Origin of the sequence: Streptomyces sp. NBC_01214, from assembly GCF_026340975.1 — a bacterium.
In the GTDB taxonomy this organism is placed as follows: Bacteria; Actinomycetota; Actinomycetes; order Streptomycetales; family Streptomycetaceae; genus Streptomyces.
In genome coordinates, this window is the sequence record NZ_JAPEOS010000001.1 from 169,731 (window position 1) to 185,952 (window position 16,222).

Genomic DNA, 16,222 nt, shown 5'->3' on the forward strand with positions numbered 1-16,222 from the left:
CATTAGTGGTACGGTCGTATCACGAAGAACGGATCTTCACAGGAGGTGCCGCCGTGCCCGAGAACACCGCCCGCGTACGCCGCGATGTGGGCCGCTACGTCAACGACACTCTGCGCGACCGCTACTTCGCCGCCGAGGACGTGCTCTACGCGATGGGGGCACCCGCCCGCTCCGAGACGGACGTGGAGACGAGCTTCGGCACCACCCACGTCTACCGGTACGGGCCCGCGGACCCCGCGGCCGAGTCCCGGACGCCGATCGTCCTGATCCACGGCGCCGGCTACAGCTCGGCGATGTGGTACCCCAACACCCCCGGGCTCAGCCTCGACCGCCCCGTCTACGCCCTCGACACTCCGGGCGACGCGAACCGCAGCATCCACCGCGAGCCCATGTGGCAGCCCGAGCGCGCCGCGCAGTGGATGGACGAGGCCCTCGACGCGCTCGGCCTCGACCGGGTCCACCTCGTCGGCTCCTCCTACGGCGGCTGGCTCGTCCTCAACCAGGCCCACCGGCGGCCGGGACGGCTCGCCTCGGTCACGGCCCTCGACCCGGGCGGCCTGGAGAAGGTCGGCCTGCGCTTCTTCGCCTGGGTCTTCGTGAGCCTGTTCGCCACCTTCGCCCCGAAGGCGCTGCGCCCCCGGCTCGCCAAGTGGCTGGACCAGCCGGTCATCGCCGTCCCCGAGATGCGCAAGTGGATCCAGCTCGGCGCCCGCGCGTACCGGATCCGCCGCCCCGCACCCCTGCCGCTGGCCGAGGACGCGCTGCGGTCCATCCGGACCCCGCTCTACCTCATCATGGGCAAGCACAGCCTGCTCGTGCACCCGAAGCGGCAGCTGGAACGCGTACCGCGACTCGTCACCGGAGCCCGCGCCGAGATCATCACCGCGACCGGGCACGGCCCGCAGATCGACCACCCGGACGTGGTCAACGCCCGGATGCTGTCCTTCATGGAGGACGTCGACTCCCTCGACCCTGCTGCGGTCGACGCATAGGGCCACGGCAGGAAGGGGACGGCGCCGACGACGGCTGCTGGTCACGGGTTTCCTGGCGGAGCCGGTGGGTGTGGCGGGTCAGGGGACGCACGAGCCGGGCGGCGTCCTGACCGCACGGATCCCCGCCACCGGACGACTCACCGGCTGGGGCTTCGTCAAGGACGTGGCCGCTCGCGCCGGCACCACCCCGGCCATCGCCCGCCGGGACGCCGTCGCCGTACTCGCCGTCGTCACCCGCCTCGCCGGCCCCGACCTCCGGAGCCGCGTCCTCCAACGGCTCCCGGGCGGTGACGCGCTCCTCTTCGGCCGGGCGGAACTGCAGCAGCCCCAGCACGCCGCCCGATGCCGACCCCTTCCTCGGGCCTGCCACGCCCGGCCGGCAGGCAGGCGGGCGGGCGGGGCGCCATCCGTGTGCTTCGCCGCGCAGTCGACGTGATGCGGACCGTCGCCGTGCGTGGCAGCGTGATCCGAGAGGAATCCCGTACCCCCACGCATCAAGAGGAGCGCCGTCATGGACGGTACGCAGGACAAGCGTCAGGAGCCGGACAAGGGCCGGGGCCGCGAGGCACAGGAACACCACCGCCCCGGGGACCCTGCGCAGCCCCGACCGGGCAAGCAGGCCCGTGAACAGGGGCGGAAGCCCGGGCAGAAGGAGAGTCCGCGACGCCGCGAGGACGACCTGCTGCGCGAAGAGGACCTGCACGACGAGGGGCTCTGACCAGGGCGCCGCACGCCCGGAGCATCGGCCGCTGTGGAATCGGGATCGGCCTTCCGCATCGGCGGCGCTGTCCTCGGGTTCGGGTGTGGTGGCGATGAGGATATGAGCGGCCCGCGCGATGAGGACGGTGTCGTCGCCCGACAGGATCGGAGCCGAGGTGCACGACCCGGCCGTCGATGTCCGGGCGGGCCGGGAGGCCGTTCCAGGCGGACGCGTCAACGCCCACCCTGGGATCGGGCCGAGGTGCCCGGTCAGGACGCTGAGCGGCGCAGGCAGGCAGCTCGGGTGCGATGTCACGGGTCCGCGGCCACCGGGCGCCGTCGAGGAGCCCTTTCTGGGACCGCGTGGTCTCCGGCCGCGGCGTAGACGGCGGCGCCGACGGGATCGCACGGTGGATCGCATCCGGCAGGAGCAAGGGGTGCGCGTGGGGGTGTCGGAGTCAGGTACGCGGGTCCACCCGTCCGCAGGCTGCGGCCCTCTGCGTCGCAGGTCGGAACCGGTACCGGTGCCGGTCGGGCGACGTCCGCGGACCCGTCGTCCTTCTCCGTACTCCCGCCGCCCACGTCACTGCTCACTCCACTGCCCACTCCACTGCCCACCGGAAAATACCTGGTCAGAACGGCCGTATCGAGCCGAACGGGCGTACAGTCAAAGGACCGGGAGTACTTCGAACACCGGCTTCACGCGGGTGTCATTTCCGGCGAGCGCCTAAAAGCCGGGCTGCCGACGGGCAGTCCGGGGGCAGGTCCACACCATGACCACCACCCTCGACCCGACCGTGCCCCGCGACTTCGCCGCAGAGTCCCCGGCTCGCTTGTCCCTCACCCCGAAGACCACGCTCGCCGGCCAGTTGGACGGGGCCTGGTGGCCCTACTCCCGCGACCTCGAGACCGAGCTCCCCCCGCTCGCCGCCGCCCTGGAGGAGCCCTGGGGGCGCGTCACCCGCGTCAGTGTGAACCCCAGCCGCTGGCCGGTCGTTCCGCGCAGGGTTGCCCTGGACGGGCGCACGCTGCACGTGGGCTGGTTCACCGAACAGGACCCCGACAAGCTGATCCTGCTCTCCTACACCGTCGGCCGCTGGGACCTCCTCGTCATCCCGCCCGAGACCGCACCCGCAGCTGCGGCCCGGCTGATGGCCGCCGCCGCCATCCCGGGCAGCGTCCTGGCCGCGGGCGTCCTGATGGCCAACGAGACCGTCATCGGGTACGGCCTCCACGACGCCAGCCGCCGGGAAGCCACCTGGGAGGGCGAAGGCGGGGCCTGCACGTCCCCGTTCGGGGTCGCGATGGGACGAAGCGCCCTCCCGCTGTCCGCGAACGGCTGGAGGTGAGCTCCGTGGAGACCGTCGTCCTCATCGCGGTGATCATCCTCATGATCGGCGTCGCCATGCGCTGGATCCACGTGCTGAACGCCCGGGACGAGGCGCGGATCGAGTCCTACCGCTTCAGCGACCCCCTGCCGAGACCTCCCGGCCTGCCGGACGACACCGGTCGTCGGGACCACCACACGGATGCCGACCGGTGAGGAACAGCACCTCGCCGACCACCGGCCCCACACCCACTGCGAAGGGAACCACGCCCACGTGAAGTTCATCGAGACCCAGACACTGCCCTCGCTCGGGCACGCCGAGGTTCGGATCATCGCGCGTACCCCCGAAGCCGCCCGAGCGGTCGCGGAAGCCCTCCGCGGCTGCTTCGCAGGAGCGGAACAGCGCAGCTATCCCGGCCTCGACGGCGACACCCGCCTCCACCTCACCGTGGACACGGCAACACCCTCCGGCCCCGACCGCTCCCGGCCGGCCGCCACCAGGCCCTCCGCCGGCACCGGCGCACACTCCGACGAGATCTGAGAAGCCCGACCGGCCCCGCCGAAGGCAACCGCCTCCTCGGCATCACCGGGCGGCAGTTGTACCCCGTGCTGGGCGGCCATTTCGGGATGGGCCAGTGGCAGGACCAGGCGCCGCTCGATCAGCACCAGGCCCGGACGGGCGCCGAAGCCGCAGGTTGTGGGGCGCGGCTCGCGTCCTTCCGCCGAGGCGGCCCGGCGCACCGTACCGGCCCGTCCCCACCCGTGGGGACGGGCCGGTACGGCTAGTGGGCGCCCCGTCTCAGGCCGCGTTCGGCCTTCTCGAGCTGGCTCAGGGCCAGGCCCAGGCCATCGCCGTTGTCCACCGCACGGCAGGCAGCGACGGCCCGCCGGTTGATGAGGACGGCTTCCTGGTACTGCCGTACGTCCACCAAGGTGCCGCCCAGCAGGACGAGTGCCCAGGTTTCCCCGAGCCGGTCTCCGGCTTCCTGGTAGACCGCGAGGAGCCGTCGGCACACGGGGAGGGACTCCTCGGACCGCCCCGCCTCCATGAGGTCGACGCTGAGCTGGAACACCAACTGCTCCTCGACCTCGGATCCCTGTGCCCTGCCGTACAGGGCGGCGGCCCGCAGCCCGACGGTGGCGGCCTGCTCGTACCGGCCCGCCTTGAACAGCGCCTGGCCGAGGGAGCGCAGCGCCGAGCGCTGGGAGCTGTCGGCGCCGATCTCTTGAAACGCCACGGCAGCCCGCAGGTAGGCGCTGACGGCCTCCCCGTACCGGTCCACCTTCATGAGCGTGTTGCCGAGGTGGAAGCTGCTCCTGGCGAGTCCGTCGCCGTCGCCGACCCCGTCGTAGACCCTGACGGCCCGCTGGTAGGCGGTGACGGCCTCCTCGAACCGGTTCAGTCCCAGCAGTCCGCAGCAGAGGTTGAGGAGCGCGGAGCCTTCGAGGGAGGGGAAGCCGATCTCCCCCAGGATGCGGGCGGTCCGCTGGTACGCGGTGACGGCCTCCTCGTACCGCTCCTCCTCCAGGAGAACCTCGCCGAGGGCGTAGAGGGCCGTGGCTTCGAGGCGTTCGTCACCCGCCTCGCGGTAGCGGGCGATCGCCCGCTGCGAGGCGGCTACGGACTCCTCGGTCCGCTCCACGGCCCTCAGGGAGCGGGCCAGATGGCGCAGTGCCTGGCCTTCTCCGCTCCGGTCGCCGTGTTCGCGGAAGAGGGCCGCGGCCCGCTCGCAGACGGTGACGGCTTCCTCGTGCTGCCCGTCGCTCTGCAGACCTTGACCGAGGTATTCCAGGGCACGGGCCTCGTGGCCGCCGTCACCGAGCTGCCGGTAGATCGCGGCGGCCCGTCTGCTCGCGACGATGGACTCCGCGTAGCGGCCCGTCCGGCCCAAGTCCGCGCTCAGTACGGCCAATGTCTCGGCCTCGCCGGAGAGTTGGCCCGCGTCGCGGTACGCCTCGACGGCCCGTCGACGGGCGGCGACGGACTCCGCGACGCGTTCCAGCCCCTCCAGCGCTTTGCCGAGGCCCGCCAGCGCGGCCCCTTCGGCGCCGCGGTCGCCGCTCTCGCGGAAGAGATCGCCGGCCTGCTCGCAGACGGGAACCGCCTGCTCGAACCGGTGCATGTGCAGGAGGGAGACGGCGATGCCGAGGAGCGCCCTGCCCTCGTTCTGGCGCTCGCCGGTCTCCCGGCAGATCGCGCGTTCCCGTTCGTAGGCGTCAGCGGCCCCGGCGTACCTCCGTGCCGAGAAGAGGTGGTCGCCGAGGCTGTGCAGCAGCGTGCGTTCGCGCGCGCGGTCACCCGCCGTGCGGTACAGGGCGACGGCCTGCCCACAGGCGGTGACGGCCTCCTCGTACCGTCCCGCGTTCGACAGGGCCTCGCTCCGGTTGGCCAGCGCATCGGCTTCGCGGCCGTGGTTGCCCGCCGCGCGGTAGAGGGCGGCAGCCTTCCCGCACGCGGCGGCGGCCTCCGCGAACCGGCCCGTCCCCGCACAGGCACCACCCAGGTTGATCAGCGCCAGGGCTTCGCCGTCGCGATCACCGGCTCCGCGCAGGAAGGCGACGGACTGCTGGGAGGCGGTGAAGGATTCCTCGAATCGCCGCAGGCCTATCAGGACCCCGCTGAGCCTGCCGAGCACCCGGCCTTCCCGCTCGTGGTCGCCCACCTCGCGCAGGAGGGTGGCGGCCCGCTCAAGGGCGGAAACCGCCTCCTCGGGCCGGTTCAAGCCGTACAGAGCGCTGCCGAGGTTGTCCAGAGCGTCCGCCTCGCCACTGCGGTTGCCCTTCTCGCGGTACACGGCGGCGGCCTGCCGGGTGGGCACGAGGGACTCCTCGATCCGTCCCAGCTTCAAGAGGGCGCTGCCGAGGTTGTAGAGCGGCGGGCCCTGCAGGTTGCCGTAGCCCTCCTCGAAGAGGGCGTGGGCGCGTCGGCCGGCGGAGACGACCTCCTCGTACCGCTCCGCCGCCATCAGCGCGACACCGAGGTTGTTCAGCGCGGCGGCCTCGAGGTGCCGCTCGCCCGTCGACCGGTAGACGTCCGCGGCCCGCTGACAGGCGTCAGCGGCCTCTCCCGTCCTTTCCAGCCGGGACAGGAACCTGCTGAGGTTGATCAGCGCGGCGGCTTCCATGGTGCGGTCGCCGTCCTCGCGGAAGAGGTCGGCAGCCCGCTTGCTCGTCGTGACCGCCTCCCCGAACCGCTCCATGTTCTCCAGGGCGCCGGTGAACGCATTGAGCAGGTTCGCCGCGCCCTGACGGTCGCCGGTCCCGAGGAGGACGGTTGCGGCCCGATCGACGGCCGCGTGGGACTCCTCGAACAGCCCCAGCCGGGCAAGGGTCCAGCCGACGTCGTTCAGCGCCGCTGCCAGGCGGGGGAGGTCGGCGTCGGGTCCGGCCTCGTCCAGCTGCCGGTACAGGTCGGCGGCCTCCTGCGTGGCCCCCGTGGCTTCCTCCCGGTATCCGGGCGACGGGATGAAGATCCGGGTCAGCTCTTCGGAACTCTTGGGGAGATGGATGGCGGGGTGGGTCCCGACCCTCTGCCGGTACAGGTCGGCGGCCTCCCGGAGCGCTGCCCAGGACTGCTCCTCCCGCCCCAGCTGCGACAGCCGGACGCCGAGACCCTCCAGCGACGTGGCGAGACCGAGGTGATGGGCGGCGAAGTTGGTCTCCACCAACTGCCGCCGGATGGCCACGGCTTCCTCGGTCGGAGCCAGGGCCTCTTCCTTTCGGCCCGCTGCCGAGAGGAAGGCGCCGAGGTTCAGCAGCGCGGTCGCCAGGTCGGGCCCGTGGGCGGCGGGGTTCGACTCGGCCAGCTCCCGGAACAGGCCGGTGGCTTCCCGGACGGCCGCCAAGCCCTCACTGGTACGGCCCACGCCGAGCAACGCGCGCCCGAGGTTGTTCAGCGCCCCGGCCAAGTGGTGGGACTCGGCGGCGGGGTTCGTCTCGGCCAGGCGCCGGAAGAGGTCGGCCGCCTCCTGCGCAGCGGCCAGGCCCTCCTCCTCGCGGCCCGCATCGGTCAGATGCATGCTGAGGTTGGCCAACGATCCGGCGACAGCGCTCCGTTGGGCCGGGGGGCCGTCGGCTGCCAGTTGCCGCTCCAGACCGGCGGCCTCCAGGAGGGCGGCCAGCGACTCTTCCCGACGGCCGTACTCCGACAGCCGGTTGCCGAGGCTGGTCAGTGACCTCACCAGCCCGTTCCGATGGGCGGCGGGGTCGGCCTCGGCCAGACGGCGGCTGATCGCCACGGACTCCTCGGAGAGGAAGAGCGCTTCCTCCGGGCGGCCCACGTCGGACAGCCGGTCCCCGAGGTTGGCCAGGGAGGTCGCCAGGCGGCTGAGGTGGCCGAGACGATCGGGGTGATCGGGGTGATCGGGATGATCGGCCTGGTCGGGGTGGTCGGGGTGCTCGCGGTGGTCGGGGTGCTCGGCGTGGTCGCGGTGTCCCGGAGCGTCCTCGACGAGCTGCCGGTGCAGGCGGACGGTCTCCTCGGACGCGGCGACCGCCTCCTCCCTGCGCCCGGCGTTGGCCCGGCGCCACGCCAGGGTGCCGTACAGCCAGGCCCGTTCGCCGGGGTCTTCCGTGGTGGACAGCCGGTGGGCGATCAGGACTTCCGTGATCGCGAGGACGCCGATGTCCAGGTTGGCGTCGCGGCCCTCGGGCAAGTGGGACTCGACGGCCTCCAGTGCGGCCAGCAGCTCGGGGTCGATGGGGCCGTCGTCCGGGCCGCTCGGGTCTCCGAGGGCGGCGAGCGCGGTCAGGGCGGGGCTGCCGGCGGCGATCGCGAGGCCGGGATCGCGGCGCAGCAATGGGTACAGGACGTCCTTGCCGATGTGCGCCCAGCGGTCGGCGGCCGACGCGAGGAAGGTCACGGCACGCGGGGCGATGACGGGCCGCAGTTCCTCCTCGGCGGTCAAAGAAGCGGGGGCATCACCCGCCCAGGGGTCGGGTTCGTAGGAGCTGATGTCGTGTCCGGGGGTGAGGAGGCCGAGGAAGTCCTCCGCGAGCCGGTCGGGGTAGAGGGGCTCCAGGACCGAGGCCCGGTCGACCGGCGGGTAGCAGAGCCGGTGGTCGTCCAAGACGTTCAGGGGTTCGGGCAGCCGCAGTCGCTCCAGAGCCCGCATCCCCACGCCATGGCCGACCGCTCCCGTGAGCACCGCCGTGAACACCGTCTTGGCCATGACGGACTGCTTGGTCCGGTAGTCCTGCCCCTGCCGTCCGGCGTCGACGAGCTTTTGCCACGCCAAGCGCTCGCGGTCAAGGAGGTACGCCGACAGCTGGTGCGGCTCGGACGGGGGCGTCTGCGCGCCCCGTTCGTGGGCGTCGACAGCGACGAGGGCAGCCATGTGCAGGTTCAGGGGCAGTCCGAAGTCGCGGTGGTCGAGGGAAGCGGGCGGCTGAATGCTCGCGGCGTCCGGCAGGTCGTACAGGTCGGCCTCGGCGTAGCGGTCGCGGGCGGCGGTGAACATCTGGAGCCTGTCCGCGGCCAGCGAAGGGAGCCGCATGTCGTCGGCGGCGGCGTCACGATCGGCCAGTTCGGCACGGAGGGCCGCGAACCAGCGGACGGTCCGGCCGATCAGCAGTACGCGGGTGGGGCGTTGCTCATGGAGAACCGGGTAGGACAGGAGTTGTTCCAGCTCGCTGTGCGCCCATCGGTCCGCGTAGTCGACGACCAAGAGCAATCCGGTCGCGTCATCGGGCGGGGTCATGCGATGGCCCGGGAGGGCCGGCCCGGGAAGGGCGCCGTGAAGCCCCGCTTGCAGGACGTGCCACCGTTCCTTACCCCGCAGGCTCCGGGTCCGTTCGGCGAACTCCGTGGCGAGCCGGGTCTTGCCCTGTCCGCCGGGGGCGTGCAGCAGCAGGACCGACAAGTCCTCGCCCTCGGTGTCCCGCCACTGCCGCAGCCGCTCCAACTCGGCGTTCCGGCCGACGAAGGGCACGACCTGGCTGCGCGCGTCCAGCAGGCGGCTGGGCTGTGCCATCAGCTTGGCGGCGACAGGAGCAGCGGGGGAGGAGAACGCCTCGATCGTGGGGAGGCGCGAACCGTAGATGTTGTTGACCGTGGCTGCCGCGCCCGGGCCCTGGGCAATCGCACCGCCGTACGACGCGCGCCCCTCGTAGTAGTACCGGGGAGCCTCGGAGCCCTCGGGGGTCTCGGGGTTCCCGGTCACGGTCGACCGCCGCCGTAGTTGTTGTTGTTGACGGTCGCGCTGGCGCCCGGGCCCGCGGCGCCCGCGCCGCCCGGCGCCACGTGCTGGTGGTACACGTCCCCCCGCGGCGCTTCCCGACCAGCCGGTCCCGCCGGGGCCACCGCCGGCTCCGGCTCCGGCTCCGGGGCCGGCTCCGGGGCCGGCCCCAGGTCAAGTCGCCGTACGTCGGTGCCCGGCGCCCAGATCCATGCCTCCCCCCGGTGGTCCTTCTCCTCGACCCGCACGTGCCGGAACTCTTCCGCCCGGAGGCTGGTGTACGCCCCGGCCTTGACGACGTCGAGGAAGACACGCTCCGAAACTCCAACGGCGAGGCAGACATCCGGCGCCTGCACGAGAGCGGCGCGCAGGGCCGCGCAGTCGAGGATGCGACGGAGCTCCACCGGAGTCTGGCCGACGAAACCGTTCGCGCCCAGCGAGGCCGGGCCGAAGTGGACGGCCGCCCTGAGCCGGAGCCATGCCTTCCGATTCCGGTTGTGGTTGAAGGTCCTCAGGTGGGCATCCAGGCGGCGCATGAACGCGTCGACCAGGCCCGGCTCGGAGGCGCCTGCGGGCAGGACCGCGAACAGCGAGTCCCCGCCCTCCTGCGTCACCCATCGCCCGCGGTCCAACCGGGCTGCGTCGGCCGCCCGGCCCAACAGCCGCGGGATCGCCTCCTGGAACTCGCCCTGCGTCACCTCGTCGGCGCGGCCGTAACCCTCCGCATCGACCGACAGCAGCAGTCTGCGCTCGAACTCTCCCATGCCGCCCCATCCGTCCAAACCGTTCATAGCCATGACACCTCTCGGGCTACACGTGATGCATGGGGGGAGCGTGCCGTTTCACTCAAACTCCCTGAAAGGGCACGGAGTTACTACACACCAGCTGCGGAGCCTTCCGGGGAAGGGAACCGGCGCCCGCCCCCCGAACACGGACGCCGACACTGAAGTCGTACACCCGCGCCCCGGTGCGAACCCCGTGGAAATACGGATTGCCGAGATCTGTTACCCGCACCGGCGGGAAGACACGGCCCCGGGGCAACGACCCGGGGCTCCCGCATGGTCCAAAGCCACCGGCTGCGGCGCGAACACGGCCGGCCGCCGCTAGGGATCCCGGTGCGCGTCCAGGACCATTGCGCGGGCCGGCTGCGCGGCGGACCTGGAGGTCCGGGGCTGGGCCTGGTGGACCTGCCGCGGCCGCCCGCCGGGGCGGACCGGCTGCGGCTCTGGGCGGACACCTGGAGCGAGCCGTTCTTCGCCCGGGAGGACCTGCGCGGGCTCCGCCACGCCTGCGGCGCCCGCACGGTGGCGGACCCGGTGCTCGCGAAGCCGCAGGTCCGGGTCGACGAGGTGGCCGTATGACCGGCGCGGCAGCGCACGCGGTCCGGGCGCGGTGCGGCGACGGACCCGTCACCGCGCCGCCACGGCCGTCGGCGGCGGCTCCCGGCCCCTGACCGTCGTGTGGGCGGCCGGCGGCCGGGTAGCCGCCGGGTGAGGGCCGGTTCCCGGCGGCGCAAAAATACCCCCGGGGGTACCCGTGCTAGGCTCGAAAATATACCCCCGGGGGTAATCTCCGACCGAAAGGAGCAACCGCGTGTTCTTCATCGACACCATCGAGACCGAGGGACTCGGAAACCGCAGCTACCTGGCGGGCGGCGCCGCGACCGCGGCGGTCGTCGACCCGCCCCGCGACATCGACCGGGTCATCGCCGCGGCCGCCGCACGCGGGGTGCGGATCTCCCACGTGGTGGAGACCCACCTGCACAACGACTACGTCACCGGCGGCCTGGACCTGGCCCGCCTGACCGGCGCCGCGTACCTGGTGCCGGCCGGCGCCCGCGTCTCCTTCGCCCGGACACCGGTGGCCGACGGCGACACGGTGGCCGTCGACGACGGCATCGCGCTACGGGCGCTGGCCACCCCCGGCCACACCCCCCACCACACCTCGTACGTGCTGGAGGAGCACGGCCGGGTGGCGGCGGTCTTCACCGGTGGTTCGCTGCTGATCGGCTCGGTGGGCCGCCCCGACCTGGTCGAGCCGCGCCTGACCGAAGAGCTGGCCCGCGCCCAGCACGCCTCCGCACACCGCCTGGCCGCCGAGCTCCCCGACGAGACGGCCGTACTGCCCACCCACGGGTTCGGCAGCTTCTGCTCCTCCGCCCAGTCCGAGGGCGACGCCACCACCATCGGCAAGGAGAAGAGCGTCAACGACGCCCTGGTCAAGGACGTCGACCGGTTCGTCTCCGACCTGCTGGCTGGCCTGGAAGACGTCCCCGCCTACTACGCCCACATGGGCCCGGCCAACGCCGCGGGCCCGGATCCGGTGGACCTGAGCACACCGCCCCTGACGGACGCCGCCGACATCGCCGAGCGGCTGGCCGCCGGGGAATGGGTGGTCGACCTGCGCAACCGGATCGCGTTCGCCGAAGGGCACGTCGCGGGCTCGTTCAACTTCGAGGCCGACGGAAAGATCGCCACCTACCTCGCCTGGATGATCCCCTGGGGCAAGCCCGTCACCCTGCTCGCGGAGTCACCCGCCCAGCTCGCCGCCGCCCAGCGCGAACTGGTCCGCGTCGGCCTCGACCGGCCCGCTGCGGCGGCCACCGGCACGCCCCGCGACTGGATACCCGAAGGGCACGACCCGCGCTCCTTCCCCCGCGCCACCTTCGCCGACCTCGCCGACGTCGCCGACCTCGCCGACCTCGCCGACCTGGGCACTCGGGGCACTCGGGGCGCCCGGGGCGCCGACTCCACGACGGTCGTCCTGGACGTGCGCCGCGATTCGGAGCGCGCCCGGGGGTGGATCGCCGGGTCCGTGCACATCCCCGTCCACGACCTGCACCGGCGCCTGACCGAGGTCCCGCCCGGCACCGTGTGGGTGCACTGCGCCGGCGGGATGCGCGCCGCGATCGCCGCCTCCCTGCTGGACGCCGCCGGACGTGACGTCGTCGCCGTCGACGACTCCTTCGACGCCGCCCACGAGGCCGGTCTGCCCCTCACCGACGGCGACCGGGACCTCTGAACCCGCACTCCCCGTACCCCGCACCCCCGCAACCCTCGCACCCCCGCACCCCCTACTCCTCCTGCCCCATCGACCCGGAAGGAAGACGGATGTTCCTCTTCCGCCGCGGCCCCGCCCGCGTCAGCCCCGCCCGCGTCACCCCCGCCCAGGCCCACCAGCGCACCGCCGGCGCCGCCGCCGTGCTCCTCGACGTGCGCGAGCAGGCCGAGTGGGACGCCGGACACGCCCCCGGAGCCGTCCACGCCCCGCTCTCCCGCCTCGTCGCAGGCGCCGCCCTGCCCGCCACCGCCCAGAACCGGCCGCTGGTGGTGATCTGCCGTTCCGGACACCGTTCCCGGCGGGCCGCCCAGCTGTTGACCGGCCGCGGGGGCGACGCGGTCGACGTGGCGGGCGGCATGAACGCCTGGGCCTCCGCCGGACTGCCGGTCGTCGGCGAACGCGGAAGCAGCGGCCGAACAGCGTGAGCACGCTCGTCCTCGCCCTCGCCGCCGGGGCCGTCATCGGACTCGCCCTCGGGGCACTGGGCGGCGGCGGCAGCGTCCTGGCCGTCCCGGCCCTGATCTACCTCCTGGGCTTCACCCCGGCTGCCGCCACCACCGCATCCCTGATCATCGTCACCGCCACGTCCGCCACCGCCCTCTACACCCACGCCACGTCCGGCAACGTCCGCTGGAAGACCGGCGCCCTGTTCGCGGCGGCCGGCATCCCGCCCGCTCTCGCCGCCGCCACCCTGGCCAGCCGCGTTCCCGAACCGGTCCTGACCGCGGCGTTCGCCGCCACGGCCGGCCTCGCCGCCTGGCGCATGTTCACCGCCTCCGACCCCGCCTCCGGGCGGCAGCCCCGACCCGTCCGACCCGCGCGGGCCGCCGGGGCAGGTGCCGGCCTCGGCTCGATCACCGGCTTCCTCGGCGTCGGCGGCGGCTTCCTCGCCGTCCCCGCCCTCGTCTCCATACTGGGCCTGCGCATGCGCGCCGCCGTCGGCACCAGCCTCCTAGTCATCACCGTCAACTCCCTCGCCGCGCTCGCCGCCCGCACGGGCACCCACGCCCCGCTGCACTGGGCGGTCATCGCCCCCTTCACCGGAGCGGCCGTCCTCGGAGCCTGGGACGGCAAGCGCCTCGCCGCCAAGATCTCCGGACCCGCCCTCCAGCGGGCCTTCGCGACCGTCCTCCTGGCCGTCGCCGCCCTCATGCTCACCGACGCCCTCCACTGACCCCGCGGGCCCGCCCCCCTCGACCACACCCCCGCACATACCCCCGGGGGCATCAGAGAGCGGGTCCCCTTCCGACAAGAACGGAACACAGCGCCATGGCCCACCCCCACGCCCTCGACGCCCTCGACGCCCACCAGGCCCACAGCCGCCTGCACGACCTGATCGTCCTGGACGTCCGCACCCCCGGCGAATACGCCACCGGCCACCTCCCCGGCGCCCTCAACATCCCCCTCGACCAGCTCACCCGCGCCCTGCCCGACCTTCGCGAGGCCGCCGCCCGCGGCGACATCCTCGTCGTCTGCGCCTCCGGCACCCGCGCCGAGAACGCCCGCACGACCCTCGCCGACAACGGCATCACCGCCAGCACCCTCACCGGAGGCACCGGAGCCTGGACCGACGGCGGACTCGCCCTCCACCCCGAAGCGGACCGGCCCACCGCCTGGAACATGGAACGCCAGGTCCGCTTCACCGCCGGCGCCGTCGTCCTGACCGGCCTCGCCCTCGGCCGCCTGCGCCCCGCCTTCCGCCTCGCCTCCGCGGGCATCGCCGGCGGCCTGGTCTACTCGGCCCTCACCAACACCTGCGGCATGGCGGCCCTCCTCGCCAAGCTCCCCCACAACCGCCCCTGCCCGGGCGCCCTCGAAGCCGCCCTCGCCACCCTCCGCAGCCACTGACACCCACCGACCGGATACCCCCTGGGGTACCATCGGGGGAGAGCACACAAGGCCAGGAGGCACCCGGTGAAAGTCGACGACGACGCAGTCAACGCAGTCCTCAACCGCCTGCGCCGCGCCCAGGGGCAGCTCGCGGGCGTCATCGCCATGATCGAAGCCGGCCGCGACTGCAAGGACGTCGTCACCCAGCTCGCCGCCGTCTCCAAGGCCCTGGACCGCGCGGGCTTCAAGATCGTGGCCAGTGGCATGCGCCAGTGCATGACCAACGCCGACGAGAACCAGGCCCCCATGACCGAAGAAGAACTCGAAAAGCTCTTCCTCGCCCTCGCCTGACCGGCACACCCAAACGGCCCGGCCCCTCCGAGGGGCCGGGCCGCGGCCGTCGCCCGATCACCCCGGATGCCGCGGGACCGGGAGTCACCCGCATGCCCGTGCCGGCTGCGGCCCTCTCGCGGCACGCCGATCCTGGTGCCATGGCGTCCGGCGGGCCGCAGGTCATCGTGCACGCACCCGACCACCGGGGGTTGCACGAGGCCAGCGTCGCAGGCAGGAGCGCAGGTCGGGCGTGGTCGCCCCGGGACCTCCGCCGCGTGTTGCGGCGGGCGGGGGTGCCCGCGGACATCGACCTCGGCCATCCCGGACAGGTGCGCTGGCGTGCCGACCCGGACCTGTGGCCCGACCGCCCCTGGCGCAGGCGCGCCCAGGCCTGCCTCATGATGATCGGGCTCCTGGTGTCCGGCGCCGTGCTCTTCCGGATGGGGCTGACGGACACCCTCGGAGCACTCACCTTCGGCGGTCGGGTCATGGGGGTGGTGTTCCTGCTCGCCGCGCTGGTGGAGGCGGTCACGGCAGCCGCCGTCCTCGACCACTGGGGCAAGCGGGTCACCCGGTACGCGGGGCAGTGCGTCCCGCCTTCGGGAAACCGACCCTGAACGCCGCCCGCACCAGCCTGTACGTACCGGCCCACCCCACGTTCCGCAACGAGGGGTCCATCAGCATCTTCGTCGTCGGAACGCAGTGGTCGGCCACGATGTGGCCGAGCGCCTTCCGGGAGAAGGGCACCGGGCTGGCGAGGTGGCGGGACGAGCTGGGCGACGATTTCTTCCGCTACCGGTCGAGGATCTACCGCAGCAGCGCGGTCATGAACATGCCGCAGGCCCCCGACTGGGCCGCCATGTGGTGGGTGATGCCGAAATGGCGTGCGGGAAAGCTCTTCGCGCCCGGCGAGACCGTCCCCTACATGCAGGTCCACATCGCCCGCGACCCGGACAGCCGGGAAGTGCTCAGCGAGGACGAGCAGGAGCCGTACGGGATGAAGACCAGGTCGACGTGGATCGACCAGCCGGTCGCCCTGCTCCGCCGGGCCGCCGAGAAGCCGTAGGCAGGACCGGCCGACCCTTCGGCCGACGCCTGCGTCAGCAGACCCCGGGAAGCGCGCGCTCCAGGGCGTCGAACGCGCCGTTCACACGCGATCGGTGGTCCTCGGCCACCTCGGCCGCGCGCTCGCCCGCCAGCAGGCGTCGGGCCGTGGCGACGTAGACGGCCCGGTACGCGGCGACGGTCAGTGCTGCCGCGAGGCGGACGCCGGGGCCGTCGCCCCCGGGGGCGGTCTCTGCCATCACGTCCCCCAGCGCCTGCTCCACCTCCTCGACGCCCTCGCGCGCCCGCGCCCGCAGGGCTGGCGAGTCCAGCACGATGCGCCAGAAGTACGGGAAGTTGTCGCTCACCGCCGCCAGCGGATGGCCCTGGTCCAGGAGTTGGAGCAGCAGGGCGCGCAGAGCCGCGGACGGGGACTCGCCGGCCGGGCGGCCGCGTACCGCAGCCGTGAAGAGCTCGACGGCTTCGGGGATCCGGTCCAGGAAGAGGTCTTCCTTGCGGGGGAAGTGGTTGAAGACCGTCATCGTGGAGACGTGAGCGGCCTGGGCGACCTCCGCCACGGTCACCCGGTCGAAGCCGCGCGCCGCGAACAGCATCGTCGCCTCGTCGGAGATCCGCTGCCGGGTCTCGCGCTTCTTGCGCTCCCGCAAGGTCAACGCCGGGTCGGCCACGCGCTCTCCGGAGCCGCGCCTCTCAGTTTCCTCGGTCACAGGCAACACTATAGCGACTCTAAAACTTTAGTG

16 protein-coding genes and 2 pseudogenes are annotated in these 16,222 nt (G+C 73.0%); 14 read left to right on the forward strand and 4 right to left on the reverse strand.

All coding sequences use genetic code 11. The features are described 5' to 3' along the window. Nucleotides 1–53 precede the first annotated feature (53 nt). The 3 genes and pseudogenes from OG594_RS00865 to OG594_RS00875 all read left to right on the forward strand — a co-directional run bounded on the left by OG594_RS00865 (nt 54) and on the right by OG594_RS00875 (nt 1,710). Complete coding sequence (locus OG594_RS00865; RefSeq protein WP_266594596.1) at nt 54–992, forward strand: alpha/beta fold hydrolase; 939 nt, start codon at nt 54–56, stop codon at nt 990–992. A gap of 106 nt (nt 993–1,098) precedes the next feature. Then, nucleotides 1,099–1,320 (forward strand): annotated as a pseudogene (locus tag OG594_RS00870) (DUF2267 domain-containing protein); the annotation flags it as partial. A 183-nt stretch (nt 1,321–1,503) separates the two neighbouring features. Then, a complete protein-coding gene (locus OG594_RS00875; RefSeq protein WP_266594597.1) occupies nt 1,504–1,710 on the forward strand; it encodes a hypothetical protein in 207 nt (68 codons plus the stop codon). 187 nt (nt 1,711–1,897) lie between these two features. On the opposite strand, the pseudogene OG594_RS00880 reads toward OG594_RS00875, so the two are convergent. Beyond that, nucleotides 1,898–2,125, reverse strand: a pseudogene (locus OG594_RS00880) (DUF5994 family protein); the annotation flags it as partial. Nucleotides 2,126–2,464: 339 nt separating this feature from the next. On the opposite strand from OG594_RS00880, the gene OG594_RS00885 reads away from it, so the two are divergent. From OG594_RS00885 to OG594_RS00895, 3 genes are read left to right on the forward strand one after another with little or no spacing between them, the layout of a single operon-like run. After that, entirely contained in the window at nt 2,465–3,040 is a 576-nt protein-coding gene (locus OG594_RS00885; protein WP_266594598.1) for a DUF5994 family protein, read from the forward strand. A 5-nt stretch (nt 3,041–3,045) separates the two neighbouring features. Further along, the gene (locus OG594_RS00890) at nt 3,046–3,234 is read left to right on the forward strand and encodes a hypothetical protein (protein WP_266594599.1); all 189 of its coding nucleotides are present in this window, start codon (nt 3,046–3,048) and stop codon (nt 3,232–3,234) included. A gap of 58 nt (nt 3,235–3,292) precedes the next feature. Continuing rightward, nucleotides 3,293–3,559 carry a hypothetical protein gene (locus OG594_RS00895; protein ID WP_266602501.1) on the forward strand — a complete coding sequence of 89 codons (267 nt, stop codon included), beginning with the start codon at nt 3,293–3,295 and terminating at the stop codon, nt 3,557–3,559. Nucleotides 3,560–3,800: 241 nt separating this feature from the next. On the opposite strand, the gene OG594_RS00900 is transcribed toward OG594_RS00895, so the two are convergent. Together OG594_RS00900 and OG594_RS00905 are read right to left on the reverse strand one after the other, a co-directional pair. Then, nucleotides 3,801–9,179 carry a tetratricopeptide repeat protein gene (locus OG594_RS00900; protein ID WP_266594600.1) on the reverse strand — a complete coding sequence of 1,793 codons (5,379 nt, stop codon included), beginning with the start codon at nt 9,177–9,179 and terminating at the stop codon, nt 3,801–3,803. Beyond that, nucleotides 9,176–9,985, reverse strand: a complete 810-nt coding sequence (locus OG594_RS00905; RefSeq protein WP_266594601.1) for a hypothetical protein — start codon at nt 9,983–9,985, stop codon at nt 9,176–9,178. The genes OG594_RS00900 and OG594_RS00905 overlap by 4 nt, the downstream gene beginning before the upstream one ends. 267 nt (nt 9,986–10,252) lie before the next feature. On the opposite strand from OG594_RS00905, the gene OG594_RS00910 reads away from it, so the two are divergent. The 8 genes from OG594_RS00910 to OG594_RS00945 all read left to right on the forward strand — a co-directional run bounded on the left by OG594_RS00910 (nt 10,253) and on the right by OG594_RS00945 (nt 15,483). Continuing rightward, nucleotides 10,253–10,555 (forward strand): hypothetical protein, encoded by a 303-nt coding sequence (locus OG594_RS00910; RefSeq protein ID WP_266594602.1) that lies wholly within the window; start codon nt 10,253–10,255, stop codon nt 10,553–10,555. 232 nt (nt 10,556–10,787) lie between these two features. Next, nucleotides 10,788–12,215 (forward strand): MBL fold metallo-hydrolase, encoded by a 1,428-nt coding sequence (locus tag OG594_RS00915; protein ID WP_266594603.1) that lies wholly within the window; start codon nt 10,788–10,790, stop codon nt 12,213–12,215. Between the two features lie 89 nt (nt 12,216–12,304). Continuing rightward, nucleotides 12,305–12,679: a rhodanese-like domain-containing protein gene (locus tag OG594_RS00920; RefSeq protein ID WP_266594604.1), complete on the forward strand. Its 375-nt coding sequence runs from the start codon at nt 12,305–12,307 to the stop codon at nt 12,677–12,679. Beyond that, a complete protein-coding gene (locus OG594_RS00925; RefSeq protein ID WP_266594605.1) occupies nt 12,676–13,428 on the forward strand; it encodes a sulfite exporter TauE/SafE family protein in 753 nt (250 codons plus the stop codon). The genes OG594_RS00920 and OG594_RS00925 overlap by 4 nt, the downstream gene beginning before the upstream one ends. 95 nt (nt 13,429–13,523) lie before the next feature. After that, the gene (locus OG594_RS00930; RefSeq protein ID WP_266594606.1) at nt 13,524–14,102 is read left to right on the forward strand and encodes a rhodanese-like domain-containing protein; all 579 of its coding nucleotides are present in this window, start codon (nt 13,524–13,526) and stop codon (nt 14,100–14,102) included. A gap of 66 nt (nt 14,103–14,168) precedes the next feature. After that, nucleotides 14,169–14,435 (forward strand): metal-sensitive transcriptional regulator, encoded by a 267-nt coding sequence (locus tag OG594_RS00935; RefSeq protein WP_030010943.1) that lies wholly within the window; start codon nt 14,169–14,171, stop codon nt 14,433–14,435. Nucleotides 14,436–14,527: 92 nt separating this feature from the next. Next, nucleotides 14,528–15,034, forward strand: coding sequence for a hypothetical protein (locus tag OG594_RS00940; RefSeq protein WP_266594607.1), 507 nt, complete (start codon nt 14,528–14,530; stop codon nt 15,032–15,034). After that, nucleotides 15,004–15,483 carry a hypothetical protein gene (locus tag OG594_RS00945; RefSeq protein WP_266594608.1) on the forward strand — a complete coding sequence of 160 codons (480 nt, stop codon included), beginning with the start codon at nt 15,004–15,006 and terminating at the stop codon, nt 15,481–15,483. The genes OG594_RS00940 and OG594_RS00945 overlap by 31 nt, the downstream gene beginning before the upstream one ends. Before the next feature lie 34 nt (nt 15,484–15,517). On the opposite strand, the gene OG594_RS00950 is transcribed toward OG594_RS00945, so the two are convergent. After that, nucleotides 15,518–16,189, reverse strand: coding sequence for a TetR/AcrR family transcriptional regulator (locus OG594_RS00950; protein ID WP_266594609.1), 672 nt, complete (start codon nt 16,187–16,189; stop codon nt 15,518–15,520). Between the last annotated feature and the right edge of the window lie 33 nt (nt 16,190–16,222).